This window comes from Mesorhizobium sp. M0772 (assembly GCF_040320135.1).
GTDB lineage: Bacteria > Pseudomonadota > Alphaproteobacteria > Rhizobiales > Rhizobiaceae > Mesorhizobium.
In genome coordinates, this window is record NZ_JAMYPB010000012.1 from 54,454 (window position 1) to 70,027 (window position 15,574).

Sequence of the window (15,574 nt, forward strand, 5' to 3'; positions counted from 1 at the left end):
TGTTGTTGCGCGCGCTGAAATTCAAGTCGACTTTTCTGCCTGGGGCCACCGCCGCGGTTTCGCTGGTGCTGGTGGCTTCCGCGCTGTCGGGCTGCAATTCGTCCAAGATGTTCGGCGACCTTAACCCTAGCGAGACGCTGACGCAGGGCTATGTTATCGACCAGCAGGCGGTCGATTCGGTGCCGGTGGGCTCCAGCCGCGAACAGGTGCTTCTGGCGCTCGGCACGCCATCGACGAAAGCCACCTTCGACAATGAGGCGTTCTATTACATTTCGCAGACGCGCAAGCGCTATGTCGCTTTCGACAAGCCGCGCCTGGTCGACCAGAAAGTGCTCGCGGTCTATTTTGGCGAGGACGGGCGCGTCACCCAGATTGCCAATTACGGTCTGAAGGACGGTAAGATTTTCGACTTCATCTCGCGCACCACGCCGACCGGCGGCAAGGACCAGAACTTCCTCAGCCAGATCATCAAAGGCGCCAGCAAGCTGGCGCCCCCCATTCCTGGCGGCGGCGCCTAAGAAGCGACCACCTTCCTTAGATTTTTGCTTCCCCCGAAGCGACACCATCTCAGGCGACCAAAAGCCCGTGGGAGCGATCCTGCGGGCTTTTGTTTTGAGGTCATGCGGCCGCAACACCCGTCGCGCTTTGCCGCGCGTGGCCTGTTCGGCCGCCGGGCTCCAGCGAGGCGCGGTGCACAGCCGCACTCTGCCGCGCTTCCGAAGGCGTCATGCCGAAATGCCGGCGGAAGGCGTGGTTGAAGGTCGAGAGATCGCCGAAGCCGGCGTCGAAGGCGATGGCGCCGATGGTGCGGTGTGCCAGGCGCAGGTCGGATAGCTTGCTGCAAACCAGCGCCAGCCGCCGGCCAAGCACGAACTGCGACAGCGAGGTACCCTCACCCTCGAACAGCTTTCTGATATAGCGCGCGCTGACGCGGTGGCGCCCGGCCAGCGCGTCGGACCCGACATCGCCGGAAGCCAGATTGCTTTCGATATCGGCTTTGATGGCGCGCAGCCGCGCGGCGCGTATGCCGCGGCCTGCGGCGACCTCGGTGGCGTCCTGCGTTACCACGACCGCGACAAGGTCCTGTATGTGCTTGGCGGCAAGCCAGCGCAATTCGGACGCGGCCAGGTTCGGCTCCTGCATCAGCAGACGGACATAGCTGGTCAGCAGCAAGAACTTTTCGCCCACGCATGACATCGGCGTCATCAGGGCGGCATCCGCATTCGCAGCCATGGGCCCGAGCGCTGCCTTGGGGATGGTGATGAAGAGATGATGCGACATCGCCCGCTCGATCACATGCGGATCAGAGGAGGACAGAAGGATTGCCTGGCCGGCCTCGATGCTGGCCTCGCGGCCGAGATGCGAGAAGGTGGCAGCGCCCTCCAGACACATGAAGAAAATGTAGTCATCGGTCCCCTTGGCCATGGCGCTGGAACGGATGGTGCGGAAGGCGGTGGTCCTCGAATCGGCAATGCCGACGCCCGGCAGCCGCAGGATGGTCGCGTCGACGGAGAGCTTTTCCTCCGTGACGTTAAAATCCATGTCGGTCACCATCCGGCGCAACAGGTCGCAATAGACGTTTCGCCATTCCGCTCGCGGCCACATGGCGGTCGAAGAGCGCGCATACGCAAACTCGGGGGGTCGAATAGTCATGGGGTACTCCCAAGCGATTGTCTTCATTTCACTGTCGTTCGTAGTCGAGGCTCGTTCCATGAACGGCCTCTCATCCGACGGCGGCAATCGGGGGGCACTGGATGGCTACAATGATTTGCGCACTTGGACAAAAGACTATTTACGAAGCTATGGATGAGCTTTGTTCATTCATGCTAAGGAACCCATGGGCAGGATCGGGTGACGGCAAATGACAAGACGGCTTCCACAACTGGAATCCATTCGTGCTTTCGAGGTCATTGCCCGGCTGGGCAGCTTCAAGCGCGCCGGCGATGAGCTGAATGTTACGCCAAGCGCGCTCAGCCACCGCATCGCCGATCTCGAAGCCGATCTCGGCGTGCTTCTGTTCACCCGCCATGTCCGCCGCGTCGAACTAACGCTTGAAGGCGAACGATTGTCCGCGGGCGTGCGACGCGCATTGCTGGAAATCCAGAGCACGGTCGCGAGTGTCGCGCGCAACGAGCGCACGAGGCTGAGGGTCACTGCCATTCCTTCGCATGCCGTACGCTGGCTGGCCCCGCGCCTGCACAGGTTTCGCAAAAAGCATCCCGAAACAGAGATCGACATCAATGCGGATCTTGCAGTCGTCGACCTTTCGCAGCGAACAGTCGACATCGCATTGCGTTTCGGCGGCGGACACTATCCGGCCGTCGAGACCGAATGGCTGATGGCAGATGCGATCTTTCCTGTCGTCAGTCCCGACTATCTCGCCGCCAACGGCCCGGTCAGAGACCAGCACGATGTGCTGCGACTGTTCCGCATCCTCGACACGACGGCCGAAAATGACGAGAGCGGCGCCAATTGGCGCCACTGGTTCGAGAGAAACAATCTGCCGCTGGATACGGTTGGCGACGGCATGAATCTGAATGGCACCTTGTTGGCGGTCGAAGCGGCGGCGAGCGGTCTGGGCGTCGCTATCGCGAGGAAGTCGCTGGTCGAGAGCGATTTGCGGACCGGCAGGCTCGTCCGCCTCCTGACGACGGACATACCGACGAACTGGAACCACTACGTCGTCGTCCACCCGTCCATCTCCGCCTGGGAGCCTGCCAGATCGTTCATCAACTGGCTGAAGGCGGAAGCCGGCGACAACACCGGCGCCGGTTGACCTCGGCGGCCGTCCAGGAGCTCTCATCGGAAGGCGTCGGGGCTCACGGACTCATTGTATCGGCCAGTTGCTCATCCTTGCGGCCCGACTGGTTCGCCGCCTTGGCGGCAAGCGCTGCCGCCATCCGGCTCTCCAGCTCGCGCAGCTTGGCGTCGAGTGTCGCCATGCCACCCCAGGCGAATGTCGCGCGGTATAGCGGTGCGATCTCGGGCGTCAGGAATTCGACCAGGGTTTCGTCCTCGACCCAGACCTTGAGCACCTTGAACAGGCGGGCATCGATCAGCTCGCTATGCCAGCCCATGCGGGCGGCAATGCCCTGGATGGTTTCGGTCGAATTGGGCGTGCTGAGCAGCACATGCGAGCCGGAGCGCAGGCGCATGTTCGGGTCGAAGCCGATGCCGAGCGGCGCTTGCTGGTCCAGAACCGTGCCGCACGGCAGGATTTCGATCAGCGAGCCGAAATCGTCGCCGAGGCAGACAAACCATGCGCCCTCAGGAAATGGCGGCGACGGCGCACGAACCGCGGTGGCGACAAGCATTTCGGCAAGGACGCTGGCGACGGCCTGCGGATCGCGGGCGTTGAATGAAGCGTGATGCAGCATGGCAATACTCCTGTTTTCAACGGCGGCGGCCGGCAGAAGTGCCGACCCATGCCGCGGCGTTCCGTAAAAACTGAATCACCGGCTGAGCGTCAGGATGACCGCGGCAAACAGGCAGGCGTATTCGGCCAGTCCAAGCACAAGGCGCAAATTGTGGTTGGCCGCCCAGCTGTCGCGCGTCTGCGCCCAATCATCGGGGATGGTCACCGGCGTCCAGCTCTGCACCTGTTTGTTGAGCGGCACCTGACGGCTGACGGTGAAGCCAATGTCGATCACCACCAGCGCCGCGGCGACGATGGTCAGGATGCGCGGCAGGCCGGCATCGACCGCAAACATCGCCATCGCCGCGATCAGCACCAGCGTCGTCAGCCTGACGAACGGCATCACCCGGGTAAACGTCCGGTCGCGCATCTGATGCATGGCCATGTACTGGCCGGCGGTAAGATCATCGATGCGAAAATCGTGGATTACGCCCGAGACGTAGATGCCGGCAATAATTCCAGCCAGCGCAAGCGAAGCCGCCATCAAGAAAATGTCCATGTCTTTTCCCTGCCCGAATGTCGTTTCCCTGGCCAAAATCGCCGCAGAGGCGAGCCCGACACCGCGTCGATCGCAATGTCCTGGCCAATGGCGGGGTATTAAAGCAGGCGAACGGTCCGGGCTTGGGTAGGATGGAACGATGTTTTGGGCAATGCGGCCCTCCGATTGCGTCGGAAACATCAAGTGCCGTGAGATCGAAATCTATCAGCAACCTTGACGCGTACTTGCCAGCGACCGGTCAAATTCGTATCAGACCGTGCTGGCCAATGGCGCATCACGCTGAATTGGGAGGAGCATCCGTGCCGGAAAAAACCCGGACAAAACCGACAGGCTGGATGGCGACCGGAACGGCTGACGGCCAGGTGGTCACGCCTGACTGGATGCCCATCGAGCCGGTGGCGATCGATGGCGTGAGGGTCAAGGAGATCAGGCCGGTCGCAACCTCCACCGGCTATCTGACCGAGATCTTTCGCGAGGAGTGGGAGCTCGATTCGGAGCCGGTCGGCCAGGTCTTCCAACGCACCTTGTATCCCGGCGCGGTGACGGGCTGGCATGCCCATGCGGTGACGACCGACCGGCTGTTCTGCTGCGTCGGCAGCGTTCGCATTTCGCTGTTTGACGGACGCAAGGCCTCGCCGACCTTCGGCGCCGTCTGGCACAAGATTATCGGCCCGTTGCGCCCGGCGGTCGTCATCATTCCACCCGGAATATGGCACGGTGTTGTTTCGCTCGGAGCGGAGACGGCGGTGCTGCTCAACCTCGTCGACAAGGCCTATGCCTACGATCAGCCCGACCATTGGCGCCTGCCGCCAGACACCGACCACATTCCCTACAGACTGGTGTAGCGTGGAAGCATCGGCGCAGCGCGATCAGGCCGGCGGCGAACCGCTGGTTTCGATCGTGATCGCGACGCACAACCGGCCGGCAGCACTGCGGCAGGCATTGACCAGCGTCATGCGCCAGACGTTGCAAGACTGGGAAGCCTTGGTCATCGGCGACGGTTGCAGGCCGGATACGGCGGCCGTTGTCGCTGAATTTGACGATGCCCGCATCGTCTACATCGATCTTCCTGTCAATTTCGGCGAACAGTCCGGTCCCAACAATATCGGCTTTGCCAGGGCGCGTGGCCGCTTCGTCGCCTTGCTCAACCACGACGATCTGTGGTTTCCCGACCATTTGGCGGCGATGACCGGCTGGATCGACGCCTCGGGCGCCGACGTGGTGCTGGCGCGCGGTGCCGTCATCCAGCCGCCGTCGGCGGCCGGCAATCCTGTCAATTCGATCTTCGGGATCGGCAAGGATGGTTTTTACGACCCCGTCACGACGGAAGGATTTGGCTCGGCACACATGTTTCGCCGCGCTTCGTTCAGCCTGCTCGGACCTTGGCGACCCGCCAGCCAGTGCTTTTGCGAAAGCTCGCAGGACTGGCTGTTTCGGGCATGGCGAAAGGGCGCGGTGATCGCGACGATGCCGCACCTCACGGTGATCAAGTTGCATTCCGGCATACGCAAGGGTTCCTATCTCGGCGACAATGCGCAGGAACAGAAGGATCTTCTGGACGCCATGCAGACGCCGGACGCCTTGCGCGTGAAAATCCTTGGCTGCGCGCGCGAACCCATTCGCCTGGCGGCATCGAGTTATCTCAGGCGCAGGCTGATGGCGGCTCTTAGCATCCATCCCCGTGCCCGCGCCTTCCGCCGCAAGTATAAGCGAGGCGCCTTCCTTGCCAAGCTGCGGCGCCTGCGTGGCCTGGCGCCGATGCCTGAGCGCGAACCTGGCGTGAGCGAATTGCTAGATCGCTACAGCGAGCGCGGCGATGCCGGCACCGAGCCGGATGAGGGTTGACTGCCACCAGCGTAAATCTCAAACAAAAACCCGCGGGATCGCTCCCGCGGGTTTGTTCCTGAAGCAGTGGCGTTGACTTAGCCGTGCGCGAGCACGGCCAGCAGCAGAAGCGCCACGATGTTGGTGATCTTGATTGCCGGGTTGACCGCCGGGCCGGCGGTGTCCTTGTAGGGATCGCCAACCGTGTCGCCGGTGACCGAAGCCTTGTGCGCTTCGGACCCCTTGAGGTGCTTGACGCCGTCCTTGTCGACAAAACCGTCCTCGAACGACTTCTTGGCATTGTCCCAGGCGCCGCCGCCCGAAGTCATCGAGATGGCAACGAACAGGCCGTTGACGATGACGCCGAGCAACGAGGCGCCGAGTGCCGCAAAGGCGGACGCCTTGGAGCCCGAGATCAGCTGCACGCCGAAATAGACGACGAGCGGCGCCAGCACCGGCAGCAGCGAGGGGATGATCATTTCCCGGATCGCCGCCTTGGTCAGAAGGTCGACGGCGCGCGCATAGTTTGGCTTGGAGGTGCCGGCCATGATGCCCGGATCCTCGCGGAACTGCTTGCGCACTTCCTCGACGATGGCGCCGGCCGCGCGGCCGACGGCCGTCATGGCGATGCCGCCGAACAGATACGGGATCAGACCGCCGAAGATCAGGCCGGCGACGACGTAGGGATTGGAGAGGTCGAAGGAGACATCGCCCATGCCCTGGAAGTACGGATATTTGTCGCCATTGGCGGCAAAGAACTTCAAATCGTTCGAATAGGCCGCAAACAGCACCAGCGCGCCGAGGCCGGCCGAACCGATGGCATAGCCCTTGGTCACCGCCTTGGTGGTGTTGCCGACCGCGTCGAGCGCGTCGGTGGAGTGGCGCACTTCCTTGGGCAGGCCGGCCATTTCGGCAATGCCGCCGGCATTGTCGGTGACCGGGCCGAAGGCGTCGAGGGCGACGATCATGCCGGCAAGGCCGAGCATGGTGGTGACCGCGATCGCCGTGCCGAACAGGCCGGCGAGCTGGTAGGTCGAGATGATGCCGCCGACGATGACGATTGCCGGCAGTGCGGTCGATTCGAGCGACACCGCAAGTCCCTGGATGACGTTGGTGCCGTGACCGGTCACCGAGGCCTGGGCGATGGAGTTCACCGGGCGCTTGTTGGTGCCGGTATAGTATTCGGTGATCACCACGATAAGACCGGTCACAACGAGACCGATCAGGCCGCAGATGAACAGGTTCTTGCCGATGATGGTCATGCCGGCGACGGTGCCGACCTCGCCCCAGCCGACGGTTGCCGAGGTAGCGACGCCGAGACCGACGATCGACAGCAGGCCGGTGACGATCAGGCCTTTGTAGAGGGCGCCCATGATCGAGCCGTTGGAACCGAGCTTGACGAAGAAGGTGCCGACGATCGAGGTCAGGATGCAGGCACCGCAGATAGCGAGCGGATAGAGCATCGCCGCACCCAGAGCGGCGGTGCCGCCGAAGAAGATGGCAGCCAGCACCATGGTGGCAACGACGGTCACCGCATAGGTCTCGAAGAGGTCGGCGGCCATGCCGGCGCAGTCACCGACATTGTCGCCGACATTGTCGGCGATGGTGGCCGGGTTGCGGGGATCGTCTTCGGGAATACCGGCTTCGACCTTGCCTACGAGATCGCCGCCGACGTCGGCGCCCTTGGTGAAGATGCCGCCGCCCAGACGGGCGAAGATCGAGATCAGCGATGCGCCGAAGCCGAGCGAAACCAGCGCATCGATGACGATGCGGTCATTGGGCTGCAGGCCCATCGGGCCGGTCAGGATATAGTAGTAAATCGACACGCCGAGCAGCGCGAGGCCAGCCACCAGCATACCGGTGATGGCGCCCGACTTGAAGGCGATGTCGAGACCGGCGGCGAGGCTGTTGGACGCCGCCTGCGCGGTGCGCACATTGGCGCGCACCGAGACGTGCATGCCGATGAAACCGGCGGCGCCAGAGAGCACGGCGCCGATCAGGAAGCCGACCGCGGCGGTGATCGAGAGCAGCCACCAAGCGAGCACAAGCACGACCACGCCGACGATGGCGATGGTGGTGTACTGGCGCGCCAGATAGGCTTGCGCGCCTTCGCGGATGGCGGCGGAGATTTCCTGCATGCGTGCGTTGCCCTGATCGGCTGCAAGAACCGATCGTGTCGCCCAGATGGCGTAAAGGATTGAAAGCAAGCCGCAGGCTATGACGGCAGAAATGATGGTCATTGCCGAATTTTCCTCGATTGATGGCCCAAAAGAACCCCTCCCTGGGCCGTTGGTGCGGGGAGCGGATAAGCCTAGGCGGAATCCGTCCTTCGCAGCGGTGTATGCGAAACAGGGCTCGGAACGTCAAGATATTGTTCGGTTTTTGCCCCGCTTTCAGCCAAAAGGTTTAGGCCAGAACATTCCCGTGGCCGATGCCTTGCTATTAGATCGGTTGAAATGACGCTGCCTCAGTCAATGCTTTGCCCGCAGTCCAGCGAAGGTCAGTCGCCAGTCTCCTGCCCCATCTTGCGCGCCGTATAGCGCTCGATGGCGGACAGTCCGTCATAGATCAGCACCGCCAGCGCCGCGACGATCAGGCCGCCTTGCAGGACGAAGGCGAGATTGTTGGACAGCAGGCCGGCGATGATCACCTCGCCCAGCGTCTTGGCGGCAACCGTCGAGCCGATCGTCGCCGTGGCCAGGCTGATCACCACCGACAGCCTTATTCCTCCCAGAATGATCGGCGCGCTCAGCGGCAATTCGACCTTGACCAGTCTTTGCCAGCCCGTCATGCCGGCGCCGCGCGCGGCCTCCATGATGTTGCCCGGCAGCGTTGTGAGGCCGGTCAGCGCGTTCTCGAAGATCGGCAGCAGGCCGTAGAGAAACAGCGCAATCAGCGTCGGCTTCTCGCCGAAACCGACGGCGGGCACCGCCAGCGCCAGCACCGCCACCGGCGGAAAGGTCTGGCCGATATTGACCAGACTGCGCGACAGCGGCAGGAATTCGGCGCCCGCCGGCCTGGTCACCAGGATGGCAAGCGCCACGGCAACGATGGTTGCGGCGACGGTAGCGATCAGCACGGTCCTGAGATGCAGCAGGGTCAGCGTCAGCAGGCTGCCCTGATTGTAGATCGCCGGCGCATTGTTTTCGGTCAGCGGCTTCAACAGCGGCTCGAACCAGCCGGGATTGGTGACGAAGGCTATGAGAAGCACCACCAGGGCAAGCCTGAGCAGCGAAGGCAGCCAGGCTTTTAGACCGGCCCCTTTCATGCCGGCCTCGCCGCGCGCTTCACCAGCCCGTCGACGGTGACGCGGCCGAGCAGCTTGCCGTCTTCGCCCTTGACCGGCAGCGCCGGCCGGCCCGACCACAGAAGCTCGGCCAGCGCGTCGCGCTGGCTGGCGTCGCCTGGGATCGCCTCGCCTTCGGCAGTCCCCTTTTCCACGGCGTCGCGCACGCGGCCGAGCGACAAGAGCCGGAACGGCTTTTCGCTGGCGCCGACCAGGGTTTCGACGAAGGCGTTCGCCGGCCGCGCCAGGATCTCTTCCGGCTTGGCGTATTGCACCAGCTTTCCGGCATCCATGACGGCGATCTTGTCGCCCATGTGGACCGCCTCCTCCATGTCGTGGGTAACGAGGATGATGGTGGTGCCGAAGCGCTTCTGGATTGCCAGCAGGTCCTCCTGCGCCTTGGTGCGGATGATCGGGTCGAGTGCGCCGAACGGTTCGTCCATCAGAAGCACATTGGGCTCGGCGGCGAGCGCGCGGGCGACGCCGACACGCTGCTGTTGCCCGCCGGACAGTTCGTGCGGGTAGCGCGGGCCATAGGCCTCGGGGTCGAGCTGGTAGAGCGTCATCAGCTCGGCGACGCGGGATTTGATACGGGCGCTGTCCCAGCCGAGCAGGACCGGCACGGTGGCGATGTTCTGCGCAACGGTGCGGTGCGGGAACAGGCCGTGGCCCTGGATGGCGTAGCCGATGCTGCGGCGCAGCTCGTAGCCGGGCAGCGAGCGGTTGTCGTTGCCGTCGAGCTTGATGACGCCGGCGGTCGGCTCGACCAGCCGGTTGATCATTCGCAGCAGCGTCGTCTTACCGGAACCGGAGGTACCGACAATGACGCAAACCGTGCGCGGCTCGACGACCATGGACACGTCGTCGACCACGGTCGTCGCGTCATAGCGCTTGGTAATGCCTTCGATCTCGATCATGCCGTTTCAACCCTGCGCCTGGTGGCGGTCATTTCGATTACTGCGTCGAGGATGATGGCCGCGGCGAAGGCCAACGCCACCGTCGGCACGGCGCCAAGCAGCACCAGGTCCATCGCCGTCTGGCCAACGCCCTGAAACACAAACACACCGAAGCCGCCGCCGCCGATGAGTGCTGCGATGGTGGCAAGGCCGATGTTCTGCACCAGCACGATGCGGATGCCGGCGAGGATCACCGGAAAGGCCAACGGAAACTCGACGCCGAACAGGCGCTGGCCATCGGTCATGCCCATGCCGCGCGCTGCATCATTGGCCGCGCGGGGTACGCCGGCAAGCCCGACCACGGTGTTGGCCACCACCGGCAGCAGCGAATAGAGGAACAAAGCCACGAAGGCCGGCGCGGTGCCGATGCCTCTGATACCGAGCGCTGCGGCACCCGGAACATGCGCGGCGACCCAGCCGAGCGGCGCGATCAGCAGGCCGAACAGCGCGATCGAGGGTATGGTCTGGACGATGTTGAGCACATTGAGCACGCCGGCCCGCACCCGTTCGACGCGGTGGCACAGGATGCCGAGCGGCAGGCCGACGATCACCGCCGCCGCCAGCGACCCCAGCGCCAGTGTGATGTGCTTGGAGCCTTCCGCCCAGAAACTATCGGCGCGGTTTGCATATTCCTTGAGGATCGACAGGCTGTCCCACTGCCCCGATATCAGCAACAAGCCGATGGCCAGCGCCGCGACGACGAGCACGCCGACGCGGGCCGGTGGCGACAGGTTGAGCCTGGTCAGCACGTCGGCGAGCAACAATGTGAAGGCGAAGATCAACAGCCAGAACCCGGAAGCCGGCGAGATGCGGGCGAAGGTGTTGCCGGCCGGCATCAGGAAGGTGCCGGCGACACCGATCAGGATGGCAAGGGCGGCGAGCGCCACGACGCTTGCGGCCAGGCGCAGGACAAGCGGGGTTTTCAGCAAGGCAACAATTGCGGCCACGACGACGATCGCCAGCAGTAGCGGCCCGACTGTGGCCGGCAGCGCCTCCAGGATCGAGCGCGCCTGACCGGGGACGATACGATTGGCGCGGAAGGTGGCGAACGGAGCCAGAAACGCCGCATAGGCAACGATCGCCGCGATAACCATGCCGAGCTTGTCGAAACGCAGGGTCATGGATGCCCCTCATGAGGAGCGATTTTCCACGTTGCGCAGACTACGCTGGTGATCGGCGCAAGCCGACGCGAAGTCCGATCTCCCCCCTTGCGGGGGAAATGGCCGGCAGGCCAGAGGGGGGTGTGAAGGATCGTCAGCTTTCGAGCGTCGGCCTGTTCGGAAGCAACCCTGTCGAGGCACGCACCTGCTACCGGTTGTGAGGTCGGCGGGACAGCACCCCCCTCTGTCCTGCCGGACATCTCCCCCGAAAGGGGGGAGATCAGCAGCTTCCAGAGAGGGGTGTCTCGCACCAGCGTCACGATCAGCTATGCGCTGACTACTTCAAAAACCCGTTCTTCTTCAGAAAGTCCTCGGCGACACCCTTGACCGGCTCGCCGCCGACCTGGACGCGGCCGTTGAGTTCCTGCAGCGTGACGAGGTCGAGCTTGGCGAACACCGGCTTCAACAGCGTCTCGATCTCCGGATGCTCTTTCAGCACCGCTTCGCGGATGATCGGCGCCGGCTGGTAGACCGGCTGCACGCCCTTGTCGTCGGCGAGCACGACCAGGCCGGACGGCGCGATGCCGCCGTCGGTGCCGTAGACCATGGCGGCGTTGGCGCCGTTGGTCTGGTTGGCGGCAGCACCGATTGTCGCGGCGGTGTCGCCGCCCGAAAGCGTGATCAACTGCTCCGGCTTCAGCGTGAAGCCGTAAGTGGTCTGGAACGCCGGCAGGGCTGCCGCCGAATTGACGAACTCGGCCGACGCCGCCAAAACCACCGTGCCGCCGCCGGCGACGTATTTGCCGAAGTCGGTCAGGGTCGCCAGCTTGTTGGTCTCGGCAACCTCCTTGCGCAGCGCGATCGCCCAGGTGTTGTTGGCCGGTGACGGCGACAGCCAGACGATCTTGTTGGCGTCATAGTCGAGCTTCTTGGCGGTCTCATAGGCCTTGGCGGCATCCTTCCAGACCGGATCGTCGGCCTTCTCGAAGAAGAAAGCGGCATTGCCGGTGTACTCGGGATAGATGTCGATCTCGCCGGCAGTGATCGCCTTGCGTACCACCGGCGTGCCGCCGAGCTGGATGCGGTCGGTGGTCTTGATGTTGTTGGCGTTGAGCACAAGCTGGATGATGTTGCCGAGCACGCCGCCCTCGGTGTCGATCTTCGAGGAGACGACCACCTGGGCATTGGCGGAGGCGGCCGTGATGCCGAGCGCCAACGCCGCGCCGGCCAGAATCTTGACTGAAAACATTGTGAAAACCCCTTGCTTTGGACCGAAATGCGGTGGCCGCATATGAGCATGGCTTCAACGCCCCGTCGGGGCACACGGTTTCATAACAATGGGTACAGACGCAATAATTTTGTGCGGTCGCCGCGATTTCGGCCGCCGCCATGCTGACACGTCGTGCCAAGCCAAAGATAGAACCGGATCAGGCGCGGGCTTTGCGCGATCCGGTCAGTTTGAGCGCGCCAAGGGCGACGAAGCAGAGGGCGACGACCGGGAAAACCAGCCAGTTCAGCATCTCCCAGCCCCAGGCATTGTAGATGGCGCCCGACATTAGCGAGGCGAAGGCGACGGAGCCGAACAGGACGAAGTCGTGGAAGCCCTGCACCTTGCTCTTTTCGGACGGATGGTAGCTGTCGGCGACCATGGAGGTGGCGCCGATGAAGGCAAAATTCCAGCCGAGGCCAAGCAGGATCAGCGCCGTCCAGAACTGCCACAAATGCAGGCCGGACAATGCCACCGCGGCGCAGCCGATCAGCAGGACCAGGCCGGTTGCGACGATGCGTTCGGCGCCGAAGCGATGGATCAGCGATCCGGTGAAGAAGCTCGGCGCAAACATCGCCATCACATGCCAGGAAATGCCGAGCGTGGCGTCGTCCGTCGACAGGCCGCAGCCGACCATGGCCAGCGGCGCGCCGGTCATGACGAAACTCATCAGCGCATAGCTGCCGACGGCGCAAAACAGTGCCGCGACGAAACGCGGCCGGGTGACGATCTCGGACAGCGGCCGGGCGTCGCTTGACGCGACTTCCGCGTGGCCGGGAGCCTTGGCCGAGATGCGCAGGAATGACAGGATCATGGCGCCGGCCGCCGCCAGAACCGGAATGGCCAAGAACGAGCCGGCAAACATCACCGGCGCCAGCAATTCGCGGGTGAAGATGACGATCTGCGGCCCGAGGATCGCGGTGATGACGCCGCCGGCCAGCACGAAGGAAATGGCGCGCGCCTTGAATTCGGGCGGAGCATTATCGGCGGCGGCGAAGCGGAACTGCTGGACGAAGGCGCCGCCGACGCCGATCACCAGCAGGGCGAAAGCGAACAGCCAGAAGCTGGCGTGGAACAGTGCCAGCGTGGAGATGACGCCGCCAAGCGCGGTCACGATGGTGCCGGTCATGAAGCCGCCGCGCTGGCCGAGCCAGTGGATGATGGCCGCGGCCGGCAACGCGCCGAGCGCCACGCCGATGTTGAAGCCGGTGATTGGCGCCGTTGCCAGCGACTTATCGGGGCCAAGCAGATATTGCCCGGCCAGCCCGCCCATGGAAATGGCAATCGGCGCGGCCGAACCGATAATCGCCTGCGACGTCGCCAGGATGATCGCCGTGCGGCGCGCTTCCCTTGCTGCGCCGGCGACGGTGCCGGTCACAATGCGTCCTTGCCGCGCCCCTCGCCCCGCACCCGGCGCGACACACGGTCGAGCACGGCGTTGGTCAGCTTCGGCTCGTCTTCCTCGTAGAAGGCCTTGGCGATGTCGACATATTCCGAAACGATGACGGCCACCGGCACGTCGTCGCGCTTCATCAGTTCGTAGACGCCGGCGCGCAGGATGGCGCGCAACGTCGAATCGAGTCTGGACAGCGGCCAGTCTTCCGTCAGCGCCTGGCGTATGATCGGATCGATGGTCGTCTGGTTCTCGACGACGCCGGCCAGGATGGCGCGGAACCACTGCGCGTCGGCCTCGCGATAAAGCGCGCCGTCGACTTCCTTGCCGAGCCGGAACGCCTCGTATTCGGCGGTGATCTCGAAGACGCCGCTGCCGGCCACGTCCATCTGGTAAAGCGCCTGCACGGCGGCCAGACGGGCGGCGCCACGCTTGTTGGCGTGGCGTATCGCGGGCTGGCCGGGCGAAGCGGGTTCGCTCACGATTGCGCTCCCAGCTTCTCCTTGAGCGCGATCATGGTCAGCGCCGCGCGCGCGGCAAAGCCGCCCTTGTCGCCCTCCGAGCGCTTGGCGCGCGTCCAGGCCTGCGCGTCGTTCTCGGTGGTCAGGATGCCGTTGCCGATCGCAATCGCTTCCTGCACCGAGAGATCCATCAGCGCGCGGCTCGATTCATTGGCGACGATGTCGAAATGATAAGTGTCGCCACGAATGATGGTGCCGAGCGCGACAAAACCATCATAGTCCTTGCCGCCCTCGCCCATGCCGTCGAGCGCAAAAGTGATCACTGCTGGAATTTCCAGCGAACCGGGAACGGTGACGACGTCATAGGTCGCGCCGGCTTCGTCGAGCGCGCTCGTCGCGCCGTCGAGCAGCGCGTCGGCAAGATCGTCATGAAAGCGCGCCTCGATAATCAGAAGGTGGGCCTTCTTCTTCGGGCGAATGAACGCTTTGCCGTGTTGGGATGTGCCTGCCATGAATGTCTCCGGGGGTAGCCGGTGACTTAGGCCGAAGCCGGTTTGATCGCAAGCGGAAGATTGCTGGAGGCGAAGCGTAGCCTAGCGCGTCTTTGGGCTGGGCGTCGGTAGCGGGCACTCGCTGCAGAGGCTTTCAGCCCAGACGAGAACAGCTTCGTGATCCACTAAACGACCCGCGTCTACATCGGCCATTGCTTCGCGCGTAAGCCGCTTTTTCTGTTCGATTGTGAGTCTTGCGGCCATCAAAGCCCCTCTTTCGCCGCCTCGACTAGGCGCGCGGCGTAGCGGGCGATCGTGTCGATCTCCAGGTTGACCTTGTCGCCGACCTTGCGCTCGCCCCAAGTGGTCACGGTCAGCGAATGATGGATCAGAAGCACGTCGAAACGGGTGCCCTCGACCTTGTTGACGGTAAGCGAGGTGCCATCAAGTGCGACCGAGCCTTTTGGGGCAATGAATTTTGCCAGTTCGCGCGGCGCCTCCAGCGTGAAGCGAACGGCATCGCCTTCATCCTTGCGCTCGATGATTTCGGCCATGCCGTCGACATGGCCCGACACGATATGCCCGCCAAGTTCGTCGCCGATCTTCAGTGCTCGCTCAAGATTGACCTTGGTGCCTGATTTCCAGCCCGACGCCGTGGTCAGCCTGAGGGCCTCTTCCCAGGCTTCGACCTCGAACCAGCGTGCGTTGGACCCGCCATCTGGCAGCGCCGTCACCGTCAGGCAGACGCCGCCGCAGGAGATCGAGGCGCCAATAGCGATGGTCGCGGGATCATACGCGGTGTCGATGCGCAGGCCGACGCCTTCGCTCAGCGGCTTGACGGCCGCGACGGTGCCGATATCGGTGACAATTCCAGTGAACATT

Annotated in this window: 17 protein-coding genes; 4 read left to right on the forward strand and 13 right to left on the reverse strand. The window is 63.8% G+C overall.

Annotated elements, in window-relative coordinates; all coding sequences use genetic code 11:
- Positions 1–5 precede the first annotated feature (5 nt).
- Entirely contained in the window at positions 6–518 is a 513-nt protein-coding gene (locus tag NKI06_RS11090) for an outer membrane protein assembly factor BamE (RefSeq protein WP_023669368.1), read from the forward strand.
- A 100-nt stretch (positions 519–618) separates the two neighbouring features.
- On the opposite strand, the gene NKI06_RS11095 is transcribed toward NKI06_RS11090, so the two are convergent.
- A complete protein-coding gene (locus NKI06_RS11095; protein WP_352985270.1) occupies positions 619–1,653 on the reverse strand; it encodes a helix-turn-helix domain-containing protein in 1,035 nt (344 codons plus the stop codon).
- 208 nt (positions 1,654–1,861) lie between these two features.
- Here NKI06_RS11095 and NKI06_RS11100 point away from each other — a divergent pair, with 208 nt between their 5' ends.
- Positions 1,862–2,776: a LysR substrate-binding domain-containing protein gene (locus tag NKI06_RS11100; RefSeq protein WP_023700544.1), complete on the forward strand. Its 915-nt coding sequence runs from the start codon at positions 1,862–1,864 to the stop codon at positions 2,774–2,776.
- A gap of 43 nt (positions 2,777–2,819) precedes the next feature.
- On the opposite strand, the gene NKI06_RS11105 is transcribed toward NKI06_RS11100, so the two are convergent.
- The gene (locus NKI06_RS11105) at positions 2,820–3,377 is read right to left on the reverse strand and encodes a hypothetical protein (protein WP_023742846.1); all 558 of its coding nucleotides are present in this window, start codon (positions 3,375–3,377) and stop codon (positions 2,820–2,822) included.
- A 75-nt stretch (positions 3,378–3,452) separates the two neighbouring features.
- Entirely contained in the window at positions 3,453–3,914 is a 462-nt protein-coding gene (locus NKI06_RS11110) for an anthrone oxygenase family protein (protein ID WP_023669364.1), read from the reverse strand.
- Positions 3,915–4,213: 299 nt separating this feature from the next.
- Between NKI06_RS11110 and NKI06_RS11115 the strand changes: the two genes are divergently transcribed.
- The gene (locus NKI06_RS11115; RefSeq protein ID WP_245263480.1) at positions 4,214–4,759 is read left to right on the forward strand and encodes a dTDP-4-dehydrorhamnose 3,5-epimerase family protein; all 546 of its coding nucleotides are present in this window, start codon (positions 4,214–4,216) and stop codon (positions 4,757–4,759) included.
- A 1-nt stretch (position 4,760) separates the two neighbouring features.
- Positions 4,761–5,759 (forward strand): glycosyltransferase family 2 protein, encoded by a 999-nt coding sequence (locus NKI06_RS11120; RefSeq protein ID WP_352985273.1) that lies wholly within the window; start codon positions 4,761–4,763, stop codon positions 5,757–5,759.
- Between the two features lie 77 nt (positions 5,760–5,836).
- Here NKI06_RS11120 and NKI06_RS11125 read toward each other — a convergent pair whose 3' ends face one another.
- The 10 genes from NKI06_RS11125 to NKI06_RS11165 form a co-directional block, all read right to left on the reverse strand.
- A complete protein-coding gene (locus tag NKI06_RS11125) occupies positions 5,837–7,978 on the reverse strand; it encodes a sodium-translocating pyrophosphatase (RefSeq protein WP_023689501.1) in 2,142 nt (713 codons plus the stop codon).
- A gap of 260 nt (positions 7,979–8,238) precedes the next feature.
- Positions 8,239–9,006, reverse strand: a complete 768-nt coding sequence (locus NKI06_RS11130; RefSeq protein ID WP_023682385.1) for an ABC transporter permease — start codon at positions 9,004–9,006, stop codon at positions 8,239–8,241.
- Positions 9,003–9,941, reverse strand: coding sequence for an ABC transporter ATP-binding protein (locus NKI06_RS11135; protein ID WP_023682386.1), 939 nt, complete (start codon positions 9,939–9,941; stop codon positions 9,003–9,005). Before NKI06_RS11135 ends, NKI06_RS11130 begins: the two co-directional genes overlap by 4 nt.
- Complete coding sequence (locus NKI06_RS11140) at positions 9,938–11,101, reverse strand: ABC transporter permease (protein WP_352985275.1); 1,164 nt, start codon at positions 11,099–11,101, stop codon at positions 9,938–9,940. Before NKI06_RS11140 ends, NKI06_RS11135 begins: the two co-directional genes overlap by 4 nt.
- A gap of 316 nt (positions 11,102–11,417) precedes the next feature.
- Positions 11,418–12,329, reverse strand: a complete 912-nt coding sequence (osmF, locus tag NKI06_RS11145; protein WP_023689505.1) for a glycine betaine ABC transporter substrate-binding protein OsmF — start codon at positions 12,327–12,329, stop codon at positions 11,418–11,420.
- 178 nt (positions 12,330–12,507) lie between these two features.
- On the reverse strand, positions 12,508–13,725 hold the full coding sequence (locus tag NKI06_RS11150) for an MFS transporter (protein WP_352985277.1): 1,218 nt from the start codon (positions 13,723–13,725) through the stop codon (positions 12,508–12,510).
- On the reverse strand, positions 13,722–14,222 hold the full coding sequence (nusB, locus tag NKI06_RS11155) for a transcription antitermination factor NusB (protein ID WP_023682390.1): 501 nt from the start codon (positions 14,220–14,222) through the stop codon (positions 13,722–13,724). The genes NKI06_RS11150 and nusB overlap by 4 nt, the downstream gene beginning before the upstream one ends.
- Complete coding sequence (gene ribH / locus NKI06_RS11160) at positions 14,219–14,713, reverse strand: 6,7-dimethyl-8-ribityllumazine synthase (RefSeq protein ID WP_023693260.1); 495 nt, start codon at positions 14,711–14,713, stop codon at positions 14,219–14,221. The genes nusB and ribH overlap by 4 nt, the downstream gene beginning before the upstream one ends.
- 81 nt (positions 14,714–14,794) lie before the next feature.
- Positions 14,795–14,956, reverse strand: a complete 162-nt coding sequence (locus NKI06_RS30890; RefSeq protein WP_502900586.1) for a hypothetical protein — start codon at positions 14,954–14,956, stop codon at positions 14,795–14,797.
- Positions 14,956–15,573 carry a riboflavin synthase gene (locus tag NKI06_RS11165; RefSeq protein ID WP_352985279.1) on the reverse strand — a complete coding sequence of 206 codons (618 nt, stop codon included), beginning with the start codon at positions 15,571–15,573 and terminating at the stop codon, positions 14,956–14,958. The genes NKI06_RS30890 and NKI06_RS11165 overlap by 1 nt, the downstream gene beginning before the upstream one ends.
- Position 15,574: the final 1 nt, after the last annotated feature.